The following is a 16379-nucleotide window of genomic DNA, read 5'->3' as shown; positions in this document are numbered from 1 at the left end:
GCTCGAATTACTCGTAATTGTGAGGTCTGAGCATCCCAGATACTTTAAGGTTCTCAAAATACGGGTCACCCGTAACTCAGTTTTGCCCCTTTCTGTGTTTAGACTGATTAATGTCTTATTTCAACAAGCCGCAATTTGACCAAGTTTTTCTCATGTATGTAAGGTGTTCACAGAATCGAGGGAACATCAGTATTACCTTGATTATTTACGACTATTAATCAATGTATAATGTTTTTATTAATTTCAGTAAAACCTTAGGAAGTGGCATGTTCGAGGTCAAATCAAGCGCAATAACCTATACAGGATATGAATATCAAACACTACATGGTGTTAAATTGTTAGCTAGTTGGTTAAATTCTCCAACTAGATACAAGCGCATTGGTTTCGAGGTCGATGACTATGAAGACTGTATTCCCCAAGGTATTGATGACATCGTTTGTGAGCGACAAAATTTAAAGCGTGATTATATACAAGTGAAATTCACCCCAAATACTGATAATAATCTGCTTTCTTGGGAGTGGTTACTGAAAAAAAGTGGAAAAACGGAAAGGTCACGTACTTTACTTCAAAAATTTTCAGATGCAATTGATGATATTTCAATTGAAAACACTGAAAACGTTATTTTACTCACGAACAAAATACCAGAAAGAAACGTTGAATGTGCGTTAAATGATAATAAAATTTTTTACGATCTAATACCAATAGAAACACAAGATGAAATAGTAGTGCAACTTGGTAGTGAAGAAAAAGCTAGACTCTTATTTTCTGTTCTAGACGTGCATCACAGTGACCTAAGTTATAAAACATTAAGTATCGATATAGAAGAATCATTAAGAAAGTTAACCGATGAGGCTGGCGTACACCGCCTAATTAATAAATCTAGGGACTGGTCTAAATTTAAAAATCAGCCGACTGAAGGTGGTTGGATTACGCTCGAAGATATAAGGGGCGTGATATCTACGAAACGTCCAGAACCAATACCTCAAAGTTTTATTATTCCAGAGCACTATGTGTTACCGGATGAAGATTTTCACCAATATTTTCTACAAAAAATCATCCAACTTGAATCGAATATACATGTACTTACAGGCTCCCCTGGTAAGGGGAAAAGCACTTATTTAAGTTATTTCTGTGAGGAATTAAAAGAGCATAAAATCCCATATGTGAGACACCACTATTTTCTTTCGTTAGACGATCGAACCAATGACCGTTTAAGTCCAAGGGTAGTTTCTGAAGATTTGATGACTCAAATTACGAGTAAATATGATGTTGGAGATTTAAATAAATGTGAATCGGAAAATTTAAATTTATCGTTAAAAGAATGTGGCGATTTTAGCAAAAAAAGCAAAACTCCTTTTGTCGTCATTATCGATGGTTTAGATCATGTGTGGCGGGATAATAATAAAAACAAAAAACCACTTGATGAGTTATTCAATCAGTTAATTCCCACCCATGATAATGTTGTTTTAGTTATAGGCACGCAACCTGTAAATGAAGCCATGCTGCCAGATTCATTGATTAGAGAATGCCCAAAAAGTGAATGGGATGAGTTACCTGCAATGACAGGTAATTCAATAAAATGCTATTTGGAATATCAATTAAAATCAAATCGTCTTAAGCAAACGTTCCATGAGGAAATCAAAGGTGAAGTTTTAAACGAATCTGCCGAAGCTCTCACATCAATTACAAATGGTTACCCACTGCATGTTATATATTCGTGTGAATATTTAATCTCGTCAGGAAATGGGCTTTCTAAATATGCAATAGAACAGCTTCCTCCATGTGAAGACGGTAAAATTGAAACTTATTACAAATCGATTTGGCGTACATTGAATGGTCCTCAAAAAGATATTTTACACTTATGCTGTGACTTTAATTTTCTTTGGCCACAGAATTCATTTTCTGATCTGTTGGAAGAGAACCCTCTTAACACTCCTAGTGTTGATAGCGTTGTACATTTACTTCATGATTCATTATCTGGCTTGAGACCTTTTCATGAAAGTTTAATTGTATTTGTTAAAACCGTTGCTGAACATGAAGCTAGAGTTGATAAGCTCTTACCCAAAGTATGTCATTGGCTTGAAAATAGTGCTCCAGAACATATTAATGCATGCTGGCTTTGGCTATGTAAAGGACGTTTAGGTGACGAAATACCTCTTAGAGAAGGCATAACTAGAACGTGGGTACTTGAACGATTATCTGAAGGTTATGATGACAGTAGTATTTTAAGGTTACTTGAATGCGCGGAGCATTATGCGTTTATGGAGTTTAAGTTCGATGAAGCTTATAGCCATCGTTCTTTAAAAACGCGGTTGATTAATGGTCCAAATTTTCAGCTCGAGGACTTATCAAAATTGAAGATAAGCAGTTTAGTTTCTGCTCCTTCGGATTTGATAAATGAACTAATAGCAATGAAAGCTGAGTATTCACCTAAGATGCTGTCTATCTTAGCAATTACTCTTTGGTATAGAGAGGATGAATATAATGCTAAAAAAATTGCTGAACTAGCCCTTAGTCGTCACCGCAGTGAATTAGATATATATAGCTCGAGAATGCAAAGTAATAGCCGTTCTGACGATTTACTTCTTATTCGAGCATCTGTGATAACAGAGTGTTTTGATGGGGCATGGTTAAGCAATAATGAACACATACTTAAATGGCCTACCGAATATATAAATGAGTTTATTACTGCTGTAAAAATTAAGGGTGACTTAAGATTGTTAATCAAGTTGCATAGTAAGGTTACCAATGAAAAAACTAAATATTTAATCGAAACTGCGACGATCATGTTAAGTATTGTGGAAGAGGTAGATTTAACAGCTTGGAAAGAATTTAATAATTTTAAACATAGTCATCTATCAATCTTATATAAGGAAGTAGGTAAAGTTAAACAACTACCAATCTCTACAATCTACAGTGTCGAGGGGGGGAGTATAACGCCTAAAGTTTCTTACGATGAGTGGTTTTATGAAAGTTTACTTGTTCGCTTGAATGCCTGTGGTGACTTCTGCTGGCTTTCTGTAAACGTAGAACATGAACGAATTGATCTGTCTAAATATTACAAACAGCTTTGTATTTTTGCTGATATTTTCTTTGAGATTTTTATAGAACACAGAGAAGTAACTTTTGATGACTTATGTTTCATGAGCACTGCTATAGAAGAAAGCACCTCAACAAATTGGAACATAAGGCGAGAAGATATTAAATTTAAGCGAGATTGGATACGTATCGCAGCAAATTGTGCAGTAGTGTTCAGTCGAAGTAAGATTGATTATACCATATTAAAAAATGCATTCGAAATTGATGTATTAGACATTGAATGGTTTAGGCTTTGGTACTATGAGAGTGGAGACAGCTTACTTACTGATGAAGCTGTAAATCTATTAATTGAAAAAGATATTACTCACCAAGCTCATACATTAGAGGATACGAATGCAAGAACAAATAGAAATGTGGAACTAGCTTCAATTGCTTTACGTCATGCTAATTATGATTCGATGAAATGGCACACTAAGCTGTCATGGGATTACGTATTAGGCTATGTACACCATAAAGATACGACGATTAATGATACTATAGAAGCTATAGAATACATTGCGGATAGAGATCTTGACAAGGCTGTCAATTTATTAGAGCGGGTAGCTCCTTTAGCCTTTAATGTGTGCGAGTTTACTGATGGTGACCATACTCGGTTTGCTTTATCTGATATTGCTAGGATTAGCGCTAAATACAATATTTCTGCAATAGCTTCAAAATACAATCAAGAAGTTAATGACGGAGAGTGGTATCACGCAGATACTTCTCTTGAATACTTTTTGAAGTACACAGATCTTTCATCAATTTTCGCGAAAGCACTTTCTTTCACTGGGTTAACGAATGACCAGTTGAAAATAATATCGAGTCGAGCAGATGATGGGGATTTATCTGCTCAAAATATAATTGACGAGTTAAACCGCTCTGGTATTGAAATTTCCATAGACGAAATTAAAGAAGAAGATGTAGCGAAGGATGAAAGTAAGTTAAATCCTACTGATTATCTTCCTAGCCAATTTGATATTCTGTTAACTTGCCGACCTTCGAAAGAGTTTTATTTAATGTGGTATAACTTCTGGCTTACTAGAGGAGAAGAGTCAGAGTTAGTAAATCATCTATATTCTATTTTATTGGAAAAAGAGCTAGATCTAGGGAATTCTAAATATCTTCTAGACCCTTTATTTGTTAGTTGTAGACAAATATATGGACCTCGGAAAGCGTTTAACGTACTTGTGAAAGCTCAAGTCGAAATGCGAGGTTGGTCTTCTTGGTATGAGACTTCAGAAGCTTCACTTGATAGACTTAAAAAGGTGGCTAAACATTATCCAAGCAGAGTTAATGAATTCTTGTATAAAACTACCACTCAGATTGATCCTTGGAGCAAAGAGGTAGGTAATTTAATCATCCCTAATAAAACATTAGCATTCCTCTTAGCCGAAGCTAAAAGAGTAGATGAAGCTAATTCATTAGCTTTATCAATGATTTGTGAAATTGAAAAAGAAACTGCTAATTTACCTTTAGTACAACCTAATTGGTCATGGGTGGTTGGGGAATCCGAAGATTTAAAAAATGCAAATATATTGATTAGTCGAATTGCCTGGCCTGTACCTAAAATTAAACTCCAAGTTGCTAGCCAAATAGCTGGTTTACTCTGTGACAAAACTCATACAGTTAACATCGAGAGGCTATTGCTTGCCGAATTAGCAAGAAAATTATTAGAATCAGAAGTTGTTGAAATACTCGTGGTATTCTGGTTGGCAAAGCAGAAAGGCTATGAAGCAAAAGAAAATATAGCTTTTTATATAAAAGCTCGCTCTAGACTCTCAGATATGATTTTAGATGTAATACTGTCAAAAATTGATGGCTATGGTGAATATGCAAAAGAACTCGTACCTGATTTTAATGATTATGCAAATGATTTTGGCTTTCAGAAAGCGCAAGGAACCGAAGTACCACTAGCTTTCCATTCTGAATTAGAAAATCTAGAAGAAAAAACTGGAATTCCTTTCTTGATTTTATATCACTCAGAATGGATAAACAGTTGTGAGCGAATAAGACCTCGTTGGGATAATATTGATTATTTCCTGAGTAGTGATCGTAAAAGTACTGGTAATTTTTTTACTCGTAATAGTCATCGAGGTCGGTCAGCATTTCTCAATGTTATAAATATAGCGGAAAACGTATTTGGCATGCCTCGTGATTATTCAGAATCTGTTTCTACTCTTGCTTTTCCTGTAGAGCCTGTATATGTATCATCTATTCAGAATAAGCCAGTTTGGCTACCTGAATGGGAGTTTGGTCAAGATGTATCTGAAAGTAATATACGTAAATATTTAGGTAATTGTATAACTAATTATAGTGAGGTTTTGGATCTTGGGGCGTTGTCGTTTCCTCTTAAGATTGATTCAAACAAGTGGATCGATATAACGATTCTTTTAGCGAAAAAAACAAATCAATATGATGTGGATTTCAATATATCACGTGGTGATATTGGATTTAGTTTTGGAGATAAACTAAGGACTGATTTACAATTTAAGACCAAACTTAGCTCTTACAGTAAGTATGATAACTGCCACCCATTATTTGGTACTATTCATCCTCTTAGAAGGATAGGGTATTGGCAAATTGATCTTGAATCGAGAGGGCTGTATATACCGCTTACTGATGAAAAAATCATCGCTAAACATAATGCTTTTCAAACATCACTTTTTTTGGGTGAGAAACAGATTGCAGAATCTATATTTTGGCCTTCAGTACATTCTTTATCTCACCCCCAAAAAATCAAATCACTATATGGCACGTGTACCATATTCGATCACAATAATAATGCATGGTTAGAAAGAGAGTTACAAGATAAGCCAGATATTTATCTCTGTTCTGTATCAGTTTTAACTCGAGAAAATCACTATGATGATTTCAATATTGATGAATATAATTTTAGTCTTGACCGTTACTAGCTAATGTTAATCGGGGCGAGGTAATCAGCTAAGTTTTCTCGTTTCCCCTATAAAATCTAATGAGTATTACCATTGATTAATATAATCACCTTAAGCTGTTTTTGTCCAGAACCTTCACAGTGAGCACTTTCTAACTAGGTAGTGTTCTAATACGTGTAACTAGTGGAAAATGTCACATTCGCGGTCATATATCTGCCATACTTATCTTAATACATCTCAGTGCTTATATGTCGGCACAATAAATGCTATTCATCTGCACAAAAATTAACTTGCGAACTATTCCGAGGCTTTTGACAGCAAGTTTAGGATAATGATGCGCCTAACAATAGTTGGCAGTTGGGCTAACCACCTTGGCTGCCAAACTAAATAGAATAGAATTGGTGAACTCATGTCAGATAAAGAATTGTCGATTAAGGATATTCTATCCAGCTTAACTCCAACTCAATTTTATGCAATCAGTGCAGCTTGTGTCGCTATAATTGTAGGCACATACATATTCGGATCTTTTGTTCAGAAGACCCAAAGTGACGGCTTGCTAAATGACAAAGACAACATCATCCGAGAAAATAGCTTCAGGCACATGCAGGAAACTGATGCACTAATTAGAAAAATCAATGACTTAGAAAATAAAAAGGCTTCACTGGAAGAAACTTTGGCTTTTGAAGCTGAACTTATCAGAGCTTTAGATTCTAAGTCTAGGTTTTTGAGTCAATACATTACATACCTTTCGAACCCTTCAGATCAAAGCAAAAAAATATTCGTGGACTTGGTATGTGGCATGTGGCGTGAAGATCAAAAAAATAGGGTGTCATTTAGGCGAGAACAGTTGAATCTAACAGCAAATGACTTAATCCGAGGAGTGGACAGTGAAACTAAACAAGTCCTTATAAAACAAGGGGTCCCAATGCATCTTGTAGAAAGAGTTAACTCTCTGAGAACACAACCATTTTTAAAAACAAATCAACCAGTAGATCGGGAATTAGAACGTATAGAACGTACTTTGCAACGCTCGCTAGAAGGTACCAAGTTAGTGAAGATAATTAGTTTCTCTAATACTGAAAGCTATGTTCTACCAGATGAAATTTCAAAAGCTGTTCATCTTCAGAGTAACTGCGCACCATAGTTTTGATAGTGAACTTCTCTTTAGCCAATATACCACCCAATATTTCCACCGAATAACCGCAATTGCACAGCAAGAAAATCGCTGTCGTTTGCCTATATGTATAGGCAATATTAACCGCGAAAATTTGCATTTGATTGCATAGAGGGGACCTGGACACGACGGTCATCATCTCGATTTTCCGTAACTGACCCAATGCGTACTAACATATTGAAGCAATATAGCTAGCTCAAAAATGTCCAATTGCGTTTTAGTGAGAATGATCAGTAAGAGGAAGCAAATGATCCGATGAGACATACTTTCGCTATAGAAAGTTGCTAGGCTTATCAGGCCTTACCAGATTAAACGATACGAGGACCAAACATAAAAAACTCTCTCTACTAAACTATGAGTGAACTAAGTATTCAGTTTAGCAAGTTAAAAGTCAAACATAGAGTTTACGGACTTTATAGATGATGAATAAGGCTAGCCCGAGCCGTAAGCGTCGTTGTAGTCGACATCACTCAGGTGTTCTTTTAAAACGCATAGATTGATTAACAAATCGATTCGCATACCCTTCAAATTTTTGGACGTCCGCACGTCTAGAACCTACACTACACATGATTTAGTTGATAACAGAAAAAAAGGAGCATATAGTTCAACATGTACTCAGCATGAGTTGCTACTTACAAAACGTAAGAGCTAGTATGCCGCTGTGGGGACACAGTCCGCGACGGGTTCCTATCTCGGAATCGCAGGTCACTTGGGATATTGAAGAGCTGCAACTGTTATTTAAATCCTTATTCTATTCTAAAGAATAAGGATTTTTTTTCATGCTGGTTGAAGCAATTGTCTTCGTGTTTATCATCTTCCAATTTAGTTTTAACGCCTCAGTCATCTCTAAGTCCAACAAGTGTAGCTTCAGGCAGATTAATTACGTTTAGTATAAAAATCACCCAGATTTACAATTAAGATGAATATCGCCAGAGGCGATATAAATAAGAATTGAGCTTACAACATAAGTGTTGTGAGGGAGTCATGGGAACAATAAAGGAATTGGATGAAAATCAGCCAATATTCGCTTGGAAAAAGGATATTCACAGCCGGACTTACTGATGATAATAGGAGTGTGTCAGCAGCAAATATCTAGAATTGAAAAAGGCGCGGACGTTAAACTCTCGAACTTAATACGAGTCCTCGAAGGTTATGGATTAGAGTGGCAATGTGCTCCTCAAGGAACAGCTTGCCAGCTAGAAGCTAGCTGCTAATTTTGTGAAGAAACTCTAGATGATCCTTGGGAATCTGCTTTAGGACATCTTGCGGACTATACCTAAGTACAGGATACTTTAAATCAATAAGATAGGCTCAATCATCTAGGTTCAAACAATGAAAACGACTATTTCAGAGATTGTTTTTACATACCAGAAGTCTCTTCTCGAAGCTTGGAAAGAGGGCGATAAGAGTTGGATACCTGATGAATTGTTTGTCCCCGATGAGGTATTTAATCAGCCGCATTACCACTTTGGTGAGTACTTCACCTTATCTAAGTTTCAAGAGCTGGGCTGGCACGGTAGTGCATACTATGCATTGGGTAATTGGGAGCCTAATAATACCAAATACGATGAAGGCAGAGCATTAATCGCGAAGTACATAGATCCAAAAAGGTTAAGTGTACTTAAAGCATTGCGAGAAGGCCTATTGGCTGGAGAGCCAGATCTCTTCCTTTATAAAGAAGATGGGAGCGTTCTCTTTGTAGAGGTAAAAAAAGAAAAGGATCGCTTATCACAAGCACAGCTAGACTGCTTATCTCAGATTAAGTCGATACTGAATTGTGATATAGGTGTCGTTTACTTGTCCGAAGAAGAAAAAGACTATAATCCGAAAAGCTATGAGTTGGATTGCGTCGTCATTCCGCCAGATTGGTTTAATTAAAAATGCACAGGTCTATGGGTGAAATGACTCGTGTTTCGGAAAAAGTTAAGAGATGAGCACTAACTTCCAACCCAGAGACTGGTATGCAAGATTGCTTTCTCATTTCATTTCTACTTCTTGGTTGTTGGCTAGAGCATTTCCCGCCGCTCGTCAGCTTTAAAGCCAACTTTGCTATTATTCTTTAGTGAGCTTATGCTGTAAGTAGTTACTTCATTGTTTCCCCGCTTTTTATACCCGCTCACTCCGTCATTCTATTTTAAGGATGACTATGCATACTCAAATACAACAAAGAATTACTCATAGCTTCAGTCAACGTTACTCGACTGACTTACTTGATGAAGTCATTGACGCGTTAGCGCTATCTAGCGTGACATTGGAGCGCCTTGCTGCTGAGTTAATGCTAAATGCTCATAGTGCGCAATTCTTTGAGAGCTCTGAGTGCTGTGCTGTGGTGCTTCGAGCACTGATTGAAGAATATAGCTCGAGATTATTAGCTAGAGATTACGGCTATTTCACCAATGCATATGCAGCAAAATATTCATTTCTAACGTTGAATGAAGCATGTAGTCGGCATTACGATCCATATGCGGTATTTGATGAATACGTGTTTGAGTTTATGAGTGAGCTTCATCGAGCAGACTCACTGTTTTTAACCAATCATAATGTGTCTGAGACTACGCACTTGAATTACTTATCAAAGTTAAAATGCTTGATGTTACACCTCGTTGCAAAGCACGATGAATTAGTCAGTGTTCTCACCGTTGATCTTTTGAACAATCAGTTATGTCATTTTGAAAGAAACTTGGGAACAGTTGTAGAATTGAGCCCCCATGAGATGCTAGGAGCGAGTTATGAATAATTCTGATAAAACAGAGAAGCTAACTAAGTATTTCTCTAAGCAAGACGCTGAGTATGTGCTTGCGCATCTGCTTCGTTGGTGCGGAGACGTGGATAACGTTATTCAATGGTTTGAAAAGACTACGCTACCTGAATTTGGCGGACGAACCGCTAAGCAGTTATGTGATCAAGGTGACGCCAAGGCCGTCGTCACCTATATCATGCATCTAGAACAAGGCGGATATGCTTGACGTTTTTCTTAGCAAGCGCATGGACATTGCGCAATCAAGCTAGCTGGTTTAGGCGTTGTCATCTTACAAAAGTTGTTTGATGGATGTGAGATGGCTTACGCATAAACAGCAACTCATCGACAAATAAAATGCCTTTATTCCAAAAAAGTATAAGAAGTTTTTCAGTTAATTCCCGCCCTTTTTTTCAAAAAAATTCAATTTCAATTTACATATTATTCAGAGACTTAGTCTTTCAAAAATAGTGTCTAATGACATTTTATGCATTTATTAATATATTAAATTACTAATAAAAACAATGGTTTATTAGCATTCTAGTATGGACTGATTGAAAATGTGAACTAATCTTATCGCTCTTAATTCATCAACTTTTTATTTGGAGCATCTATGTCACTTAGTCGACAAATCAATAAAGCGACTACCGCAAAAATTGCACGTAACAGTTTCAGTATCAAAACCGGTTCGATGCAGTACACCGAATCGCTCAACGAAACTGATGTGTGCCTTGCCCTGGAGTTCAATCCAGCGGTCAAAGCCTATACAACTCAACCTGACAGTTTCATCAACACCAGTGGTCGAGGAGGTTGGCGTCGCTACACGCCTGACGTGCTTGCAGAGTTCTACAGCGATGATAATGATGATTTCCGCTTCTTAGAAATCAAACCTGAAGTACTGACGCATTCTGAAAGCTTCAAGCAGAAGTTTGCACTGCATCAGCGTATTGTCAAAGAGCACAGTGGTTTAGAGCTAGAACTTATCGTAGAGCCAGCGGTTCACCCGCATACATTGACGCAATGGCGGCAGCTCAAAGCTTATTATCGCTATGAGACTTGCAAGGTGTTCAATCAACATGTGTGTCAGTTCATCAGCGAAAATGGTAAAGCTATAACGCTTCGGGAGTTAGAGCTGTTTTGCCAAATCGAAGATGTTCCAGACTTTTATCCGCTTGTGATGCTCGCGCACCAAGTGCTTCATTGTGTTCATCCCGAAGTCATTACACGTGAGACTCTCATTGAGGTGACAGCATGAGCGCCTTAGTAAAACCAGCCCAGACAATCGCCCATCGCCAAGCGCCGATGCTGTTTCGCGTAGGCATGTTTGTGACGTATAAAAACGAGCCATATTGTATTCGAAGTGCTGAGCCGGACTACATGATTTTACAGCACCAAAAAAACCACAAACTGCAATGGGTCACCCCTGAAGAATGGTCCTCAGCCTATCGTGACGGTGCGCTGACCATCACGCTGCCGGATAAGGTGATAGCGCTGCATCCAATAACCGACTCAGACCATTTGGCCAAAGCGGAGCGTATGCTTGCATACCTCAATGAATTAGATGCCTCGGGTGCGCCAGGTTCTGAAATGACCAGGCGTCGTGTGATTAAGTCGATTGCTTTGAGAATTAACGACCCAGAGCCGCCGCACCATATGCAGCTCTATCGATTTTATAAAAGATGGGTACGAGCGGGAAAGGAGATTTACGCGTTATTTGCGACTAAGCAGACACGTACTAAGCCCGTGACTGATGCGCAGCTCGACTTTGCACTGCACATCATTGATGAGCATTTCCTAGTGCCGCATGGCGGTAATCGTTCGGAACTGTATCGTTGCTTCAAAGCGCAATTTGAGCTCGAATCTAACCAAGTCAAATTTGATCTCACCGGTAAGCCGATGAGCAAGACAGCGCTAGACAATATCGTCGACTCCCTTGACCCATACGAAGTCATCGCCGCACAAAAGGGCACTGCTGCTGCAAACGCACAGTTTCGTAACAGTAATGAAAAAATAACAACCTATTTCCCTGGTGAGCGAGTAGAAATTGATGCGGTTCATCTCAACCTCGGCTTGGTTGATGAGACAACAGGAGAGTATCAGGGTCGGGTTATCTTGTTTATAGCGATAGATGTTCATACACGTTATATCACAGGCTACAGCATCGTCTACGGTGATAAACCAGCTGAATCCGGCGAAGCAGTCATCAATTTGCTCAAACACATGGTTTCACCAAAAGCGAACAACGGAAATTTTGCGAATGACTGGCATGATTTGGGGGTGCCGCACTGTATTCACGCGGACAACGGCGCGGGCTTTATTGCTGAATCGACACTACGTTTTTGTGCAATGCTCAACACCGACCTTCACCGCTCGGAGTCACGTAAATCGCAACGCAGGCCGTTTATCGAGCGTTTCAACCGTACGCTCCGCGAGCAGTTAATGACTAAAATTCCAGGATACTTAGGCAAACGGATTGACAGTAATAATTTCAACAAAACCATAGAGCAAGCAGCGGTAGTGACTCTTTCGGAGTTTACCCGTTATCTTGAAGAATTCATCGCGGATTACTATCACCAAAATCCTCATAAAGGTCTTGATGGCTTATCTCCATCGCAAAAGCTCGAGCAATGCCGAAATGACTTTTTACCCCGCCCAGTTGCGGACTTATCGAAGATCAATGCACTAACCGGGGCGACTTGTGAGCGCACCATTCAAGAAACACATGGGATACAAATCCAAGGTTTACATTACAACTCAACAGAACTAAGAAATCTTCGCTTTCGTTTAATGAATAATCGTGAGAATAAAAAACCGGGTAAAGTTGAAGTGATTTTTAACGCGCAAGATATTTCATCTGTCACGGTGTTAGTCCCCGGTGAAATTGACATGCTTATCGTGCCCTTGCGCGATAAAACAGTAGCGCTTGGCACATCACTTTCTGAATACAAAGTGTTGAAATCAAAAGGGCGAGCCGCAACCGCAAAGGCAGAAGCTAAAGTGTTTCCGTCAAAGCACAAAAACCACAAAAAGCCTAAACCCAAAAAACTGAGTGAGGCAACTGAAACAACTCGAGCGAAGTCCACGGTGGCAACACATGAAGGCTACAGTTCGAGGGATGTCCTCAAAGAAGGGACGGCGCGTCTTGCACAAGATGACACCCAAAGAACATCTATGGAGCCGGCGGTGAGTCAACCACCTAAAACTCAAAAGGGTTCTGGTCGTCAACGCTCGGGAGGTCGATAAATGACTGTCGACACTGAAGAGCGAGATAAATTCTTAGCGCGTGTAATTTGGTATCCGCGATTTAAACAGGCTTATGACACTCTGGTGCATTGTTTGCGGTGGGGCGGCAATGACGCGGAAGCTCTATTGCTATCTGGACCGGTAGGCACAGGTAAAAGCTATCTTCTTCAGCAGCTGGAGCGAGATTTTCCAACAACTGAAACCGACGAGCAGACATTTCGACCCGTGTTGTACGCAAGTATCCCACCCGAAAACACACTTAGCGGGCTATTGGGTGAACTGCTCGCGGCCATGGGTGACCCGATGCCAACACGATGCAAAATTGTTGACCGACGTTTGCGGCTCAAGCAGTTAGTTACCCAACAAAAAACGAGAATGATTGCGTTGGATGAATCACAAAACGTTGTCCCCCGGACTGGAGCTGATGATAAAAGCGCTAACATCAAGCTCTTGCGTGAGCTCATTGATGATTTAACTATTCCGATTGTTTTTGCGGGCAAAGATGCCGTTTCGCTAATTGCGGCAGATGATGCGCTTCGTTCTCGTGTTCGTTGTAAGCTCTCACTTGACTACTTTACTTGCCGAACCGCTGAAGATGCTCTGGATTTTGCTGATTATCTCGAAGGGTTGCTGAATTTCTTCCCGCGCAAACTCCACGGTTTTAACTTCATTAACGAGCTCCCAGAAGGCGATATCTCGCTAAGCGATAATATTAATAACCTCGTCAGAATTGTACTGGTAACCGAGGGTAGTCCGCGCACGTTAAGGTATTTACTGCGAGAAGTGATAGAGACAACGCAAGCGGATGAAGTGGTGACCACTGAGCATTTTAAAAAAGCTTTATCCATGGCGAACAATCTCGATATACCACTTCGCTTCAATCCTTTTGACGTTGCGTTCAGTAAGGTCAAAAAGGAAGCAGAGAAACGGGGGCTCTATGACAGTGATGCATACTGAACTTCCGCTACGATATCGTCCTGAGCCATATGAAACGCTATTGGGATATATGCTGCGTATTAGCCATGTAAATGGGTATCGCCAAGTCCAAACCATGCAAGCGTTGTTTGACCTAAGCGGTATCCCACTGCATAGCATTACTTGTCATTACAGCAAGGTAAATACTGTTTTTAACGCGATGTCGATGCGCTTGCGCATACCTGTTCAAGCACTTAGTGCTCACTTTAGCGCTGAGTTGGACGGGGCGTATAATGACTGTCGAGTAGTGCAGAATATCGCCATAAAAGCGCCTAAAGTTTGTCTGGCTTGTTTAAGCGAGAATAAACCGATGATGGCGACCTGGCGTCTTGCGCATGTGACGCATTGTGAGCATCATCAAGTCCCTTTGCTCAGTCATTGCCCTGAGTGTGAGGCACCATTGAAGTGGAAACCCTCTCTTTATTCTCGGTGTGATAGTTGCGACGCGCACTGGAAGGATGTTGAGCTAAAAGCCGGCCCCTTACCGGATTATCAGGCAGCAGAATATCTCCTCTCCCCAGAGCAGCAGAAGGTCTACCGCTTTAACTTGTACTTGATGGTAAGGCTAGCGCTTCGTTTTCACGATATGCAGCGCGGAGAGTTTAAGGTTTTTCCAAATGATGTTGATGATGTTCAATCGTTATTTGCATTTAGTTATCGCTGTTTAGTCGACGAGTATTTCAGAGAAAAGCAATTGCAGCATCGTATCGACTATTGGAAAGAGAATGCAGGCGTCAAGCATCTTCCTGATACTTTTTTTGATGCGCTGCACCAAGAGTATCGTCAATACACTCCATTTTTGACTAACCATTTTGATGCTCAAGAGTGTTCAATTGATGTGAAACGCTTCCAATCGAAACGTATATCAAACCCTAGAGAATCCTTAGTCAAAAATGGAACGGCTGCGCATCTTCATTTGGATTTAACGAGTGTCGCGGATTGCATGGGCTTAAAAACGACGGATGTATCAGCATTGGTGAAGCGCCAGTTACTTAAATCGTGTTACGACACGACGTTGCCTCGCGATTTTTGGTTTAACGCGCAAGATATCGATGCGTTTTATGAACAGTTGCGTAAGAAAACATCGCCGCTACAAGTGTGCCGAACACCGCATCAATTAGTGAGCATTGGAAAAGTGATACCGGTATTGCGCAATATAAAGTGGAGCATTGCTGATGTACTTGCTCTGGTATTGGCGGGAACTTGTGAGGTTTTTGTTGAAACCGACGATGAATCATTTAGCCTTTTAACAATACACATTAACCAAGAGCAGCTTTTTGTAGCAATAAATGACAGCTTGTGCGGTGGAGCGCGAGGGGTGCCATGGCTAACTATCAAGAACTGTTTCTTTGTCCCACCAAAGGTGTTGCCTCAATTTGTGTTTTTTTTGGGTGAAATCTGCGGTGAGCAATCGATTAAAGAGGAGAGCGTGCAGTATCTTCATCGATTTGTAAGTCACTACATGGTGCTAAACCAATGGTGCAGATTAAGAAAAATACCCACATCTAAAGTGCACTTCTACTTACAGAAAAAAGGTCTTCACCCGGCTTTCTCAAACTATCCAGGGAATGCGTTTTATGTATTCGAAAAATCTGCTCTGTTAGAGCTGCGCTTAACTGAGTTTCTTAAATACGACTGTTCTCTGTAGCTCAATAATAAAGAATCCCCGCGTTACGCATTCCTTTTAAGGTTGTTCTACACATCTTAAAACTGGCGGAAAACTCTTGCCAAACCCCTTAAATTTTCTATTCTCTATATAACGCCAGCTTATCTGCTGGTGCTTGCTGTTTTTATCAATTACATATTAAGTGGTAACGTTAGTTTTTCAGCTAGAAAAGTTACGCGCTTAAGCGTAAATGTTAGCTCCAGTTACGCTGTTAATTGGAAATTATGTCCCCCCTTAATTGTAAATTTATTTGCAACAGTCTGAAAGTAAACACTTTTTTATTCTATAAAAATTACACTTTTAGCTGTTACCTACAGGTCTGTAGGTTTTACTTACAGTGTGATTTTTTACAATCGGATGTAATTCTTATAGATCAAGAGCTTATCTATTTACGATGGTTTCTCGCCATTATGGTGGGATCTTATAACTCGTTTGGCTTAGTTTTATTACTTTGAAGTTGGTGAGTATACAAAGTGCACAACCTAACTCATCTTTGCTGAATCTTAATACTTATGACGTACAATCAAAAGGTTCTATCTTCCAGCGAGGTCAATGTACTCAGCAAAAATAGGTGCTGATTAAGTATTGATAGTAAAAGAATAAAGCCCTGTTCAA

At 39.5% G+C, this 16379-nt stretch carries 10 protein-coding genes; all 10 read left to right on the top strand.

The features are described 5' to 3' along the window. Positions 1-266: 266 nt before the first annotated feature. The 10 genes from ACLD71_RS21610 to ACLD71_RS21565 all read left to right on the top strand — a co-directional run bounded on the left by ACLD71_RS21610 (position 267) and on the right by ACLD71_RS21565 (position 15746). Positions 267-5990, top strand: a complete 5724-nt coding sequence (locus tag ACLD71_RS21610) for an ATP-binding protein (RefSeq protein WP_411992077.1) — start codon at positions 267-269, stop codon at positions 5988-5990. A gap of 388 nt (positions 5991-6378) precedes the next feature. Further along, entirely contained in the window at positions 6379-7113 is a 735-nt protein-coding gene (locus ACLD71_RS21605; protein ID WP_411992075.1) for a hypothetical protein, read from the top strand. A gap of 1058 nt (positions 7114-8171) precedes the next feature. Continuing rightward, positions 8172-8357 (top strand): helix-turn-helix domain-containing protein, encoded by a 186-nt coding sequence (locus tag ACLD71_RS21600; RefSeq protein WP_411992074.1) that lies wholly within the window; start codon positions 8172-8174, stop codon positions 8355-8357. Positions 8358-8475: 118 nt separating this feature from the next. Further along, positions 8476-9021: a VRR-NUC domain-containing protein gene (locus tag ACLD71_RS21595; RefSeq protein WP_411992072.1), complete on the top strand. Its 546-nt coding sequence runs from the start codon at positions 8476-8478 to the stop codon at positions 9019-9021. A gap of 268 nt (positions 9022-9289) precedes the next feature. Continuing rightward, the gene (locus ACLD71_RS21590; RefSeq protein WP_411992070.1) at positions 9290-9880 is read left to right on the top strand and encodes a hypothetical protein; all 591 of its coding nucleotides are present in this window, start codon (positions 9290-9292) and stop codon (positions 9878-9880) included. Then, positions 9873-10109, top strand: coding sequence for an antitoxin Xre/MbcA/ParS toxin-binding domain-containing protein (locus tag ACLD71_RS21585; RefSeq protein WP_411992068.1), 237 nt, complete (start codon positions 9873-9875; stop codon positions 10107-10109). The genes ACLD71_RS21590 and ACLD71_RS21585 overlap by 8 nt, the downstream gene beginning before the upstream one ends. A gap of 384 nt (positions 10110-10493) precedes the next feature. Beyond that, a complete protein-coding gene (locus tag ACLD71_RS21580) occupies positions 10494-11135 on the top strand; it encodes a TnsA endonuclease N-terminal domain-containing protein (protein WP_411992066.1) in 642 nt (213 codons plus the stop codon). Beyond that, on the top strand, positions 11132-13123 hold the full coding sequence (locus ACLD71_RS21575; protein WP_411992064.1) for a transposase: 1992 nt from the start codon (positions 11132-11134) through the stop codon (positions 13121-13123). Before ACLD71_RS21580 ends, ACLD71_RS21575 begins: the two co-directional genes overlap by 4 nt. Further along, a complete protein-coding gene (locus tag ACLD71_RS21570; RefSeq protein ID WP_411992063.1) occupies positions 13124-14080 on the top strand; it encodes a TniB family NTP-binding protein in 957 nt (318 codons plus the stop codon). Next, positions 14061-15746, top strand: coding sequence for a TniQ family protein (locus ACLD71_RS21565; RefSeq protein WP_411992061.1), 1686 nt, complete (start codon positions 14061-14063; stop codon positions 15744-15746). The genes ACLD71_RS21570 and ACLD71_RS21565 overlap by 20 nt, the downstream gene beginning before the upstream one ends. Positions 15747-16379: the final 633 nt, after the last annotated feature.

It is taken from the genome of Agarivorans sp. DSG3-1 (assembly GCF_046774965.1).
Classification (GTDB): domain Bacteria; phylum Pseudomonadota; class Gammaproteobacteria; order Enterobacterales; family Celerinatantimonadaceae; genus Agarivorans.
Note: the sequence above shows the minus strand (reverse complement) of the source record. Positions and strands in the feature narration are given on the sequence as shown.

Bases quoted from the DNA above. Each gene is read 5' to 3' on its own strand.
- ACLD71_RS21610 (WP_411992077.1), top strand. From the start codon at position 267: ATGTTCGAGGTCAAATCAAGCGCAATAACCTATACAGGATATGAATAT.
- ACLD71_RS21605 (WP_411992075.1), top strand. From the start codon at position 6,379: ATGTCAGATAAAGAATTGTCGATTAAGGATATTCTATCCAGCTTAACT.
- ACLD71_RS21595 (WP_411992072.1), top strand. From the start codon at position 8,476: ATGAAAACGACTATTTCAGAGATTGTTTTTACATACCAGAAGTCTCTT.
- ACLD71_RS21590 (WP_411992070.1), top strand. From the start codon at position 9,290: ATGCATACTCAAATACAACAAAGAATTACTCATAGCTTCAGTCAACGT.
- ACLD71_RS21585 (WP_411992068.1), top strand. From the start codon at position 9,873: ATGAATAATTCTGATAAAACAGAGAAGCTAACTAAGTATTTCTCTAAG.
- ACLD71_RS21580 (WP_411992066.1), top strand. From the start codon at position 10,494: ATGTCACTTAGTCGACAAATCAATAAAGCGACTACCGCAAAAATTGCA.
- ACLD71_RS21575 (WP_411992064.1), top strand. From the start codon at position 11,132: ATGAGCGCCTTAGTAAAACCAGCCCAGACAATCGCCCATCGCCAAGCG.
- ACLD71_RS21570 (WP_411992063.1), top strand. From the start codon at position 13,124: ATGACTGTCGACACTGAAGAGCGAGATAAATTCTTAGCGCGTGTAATT.
- ACLD71_RS21565 (WP_411992061.1), top strand. From the start codon at position 14,061: ATGACAGTGATGCATACTGAACTTCCGCTACGATATCGTCCTGAGCCA.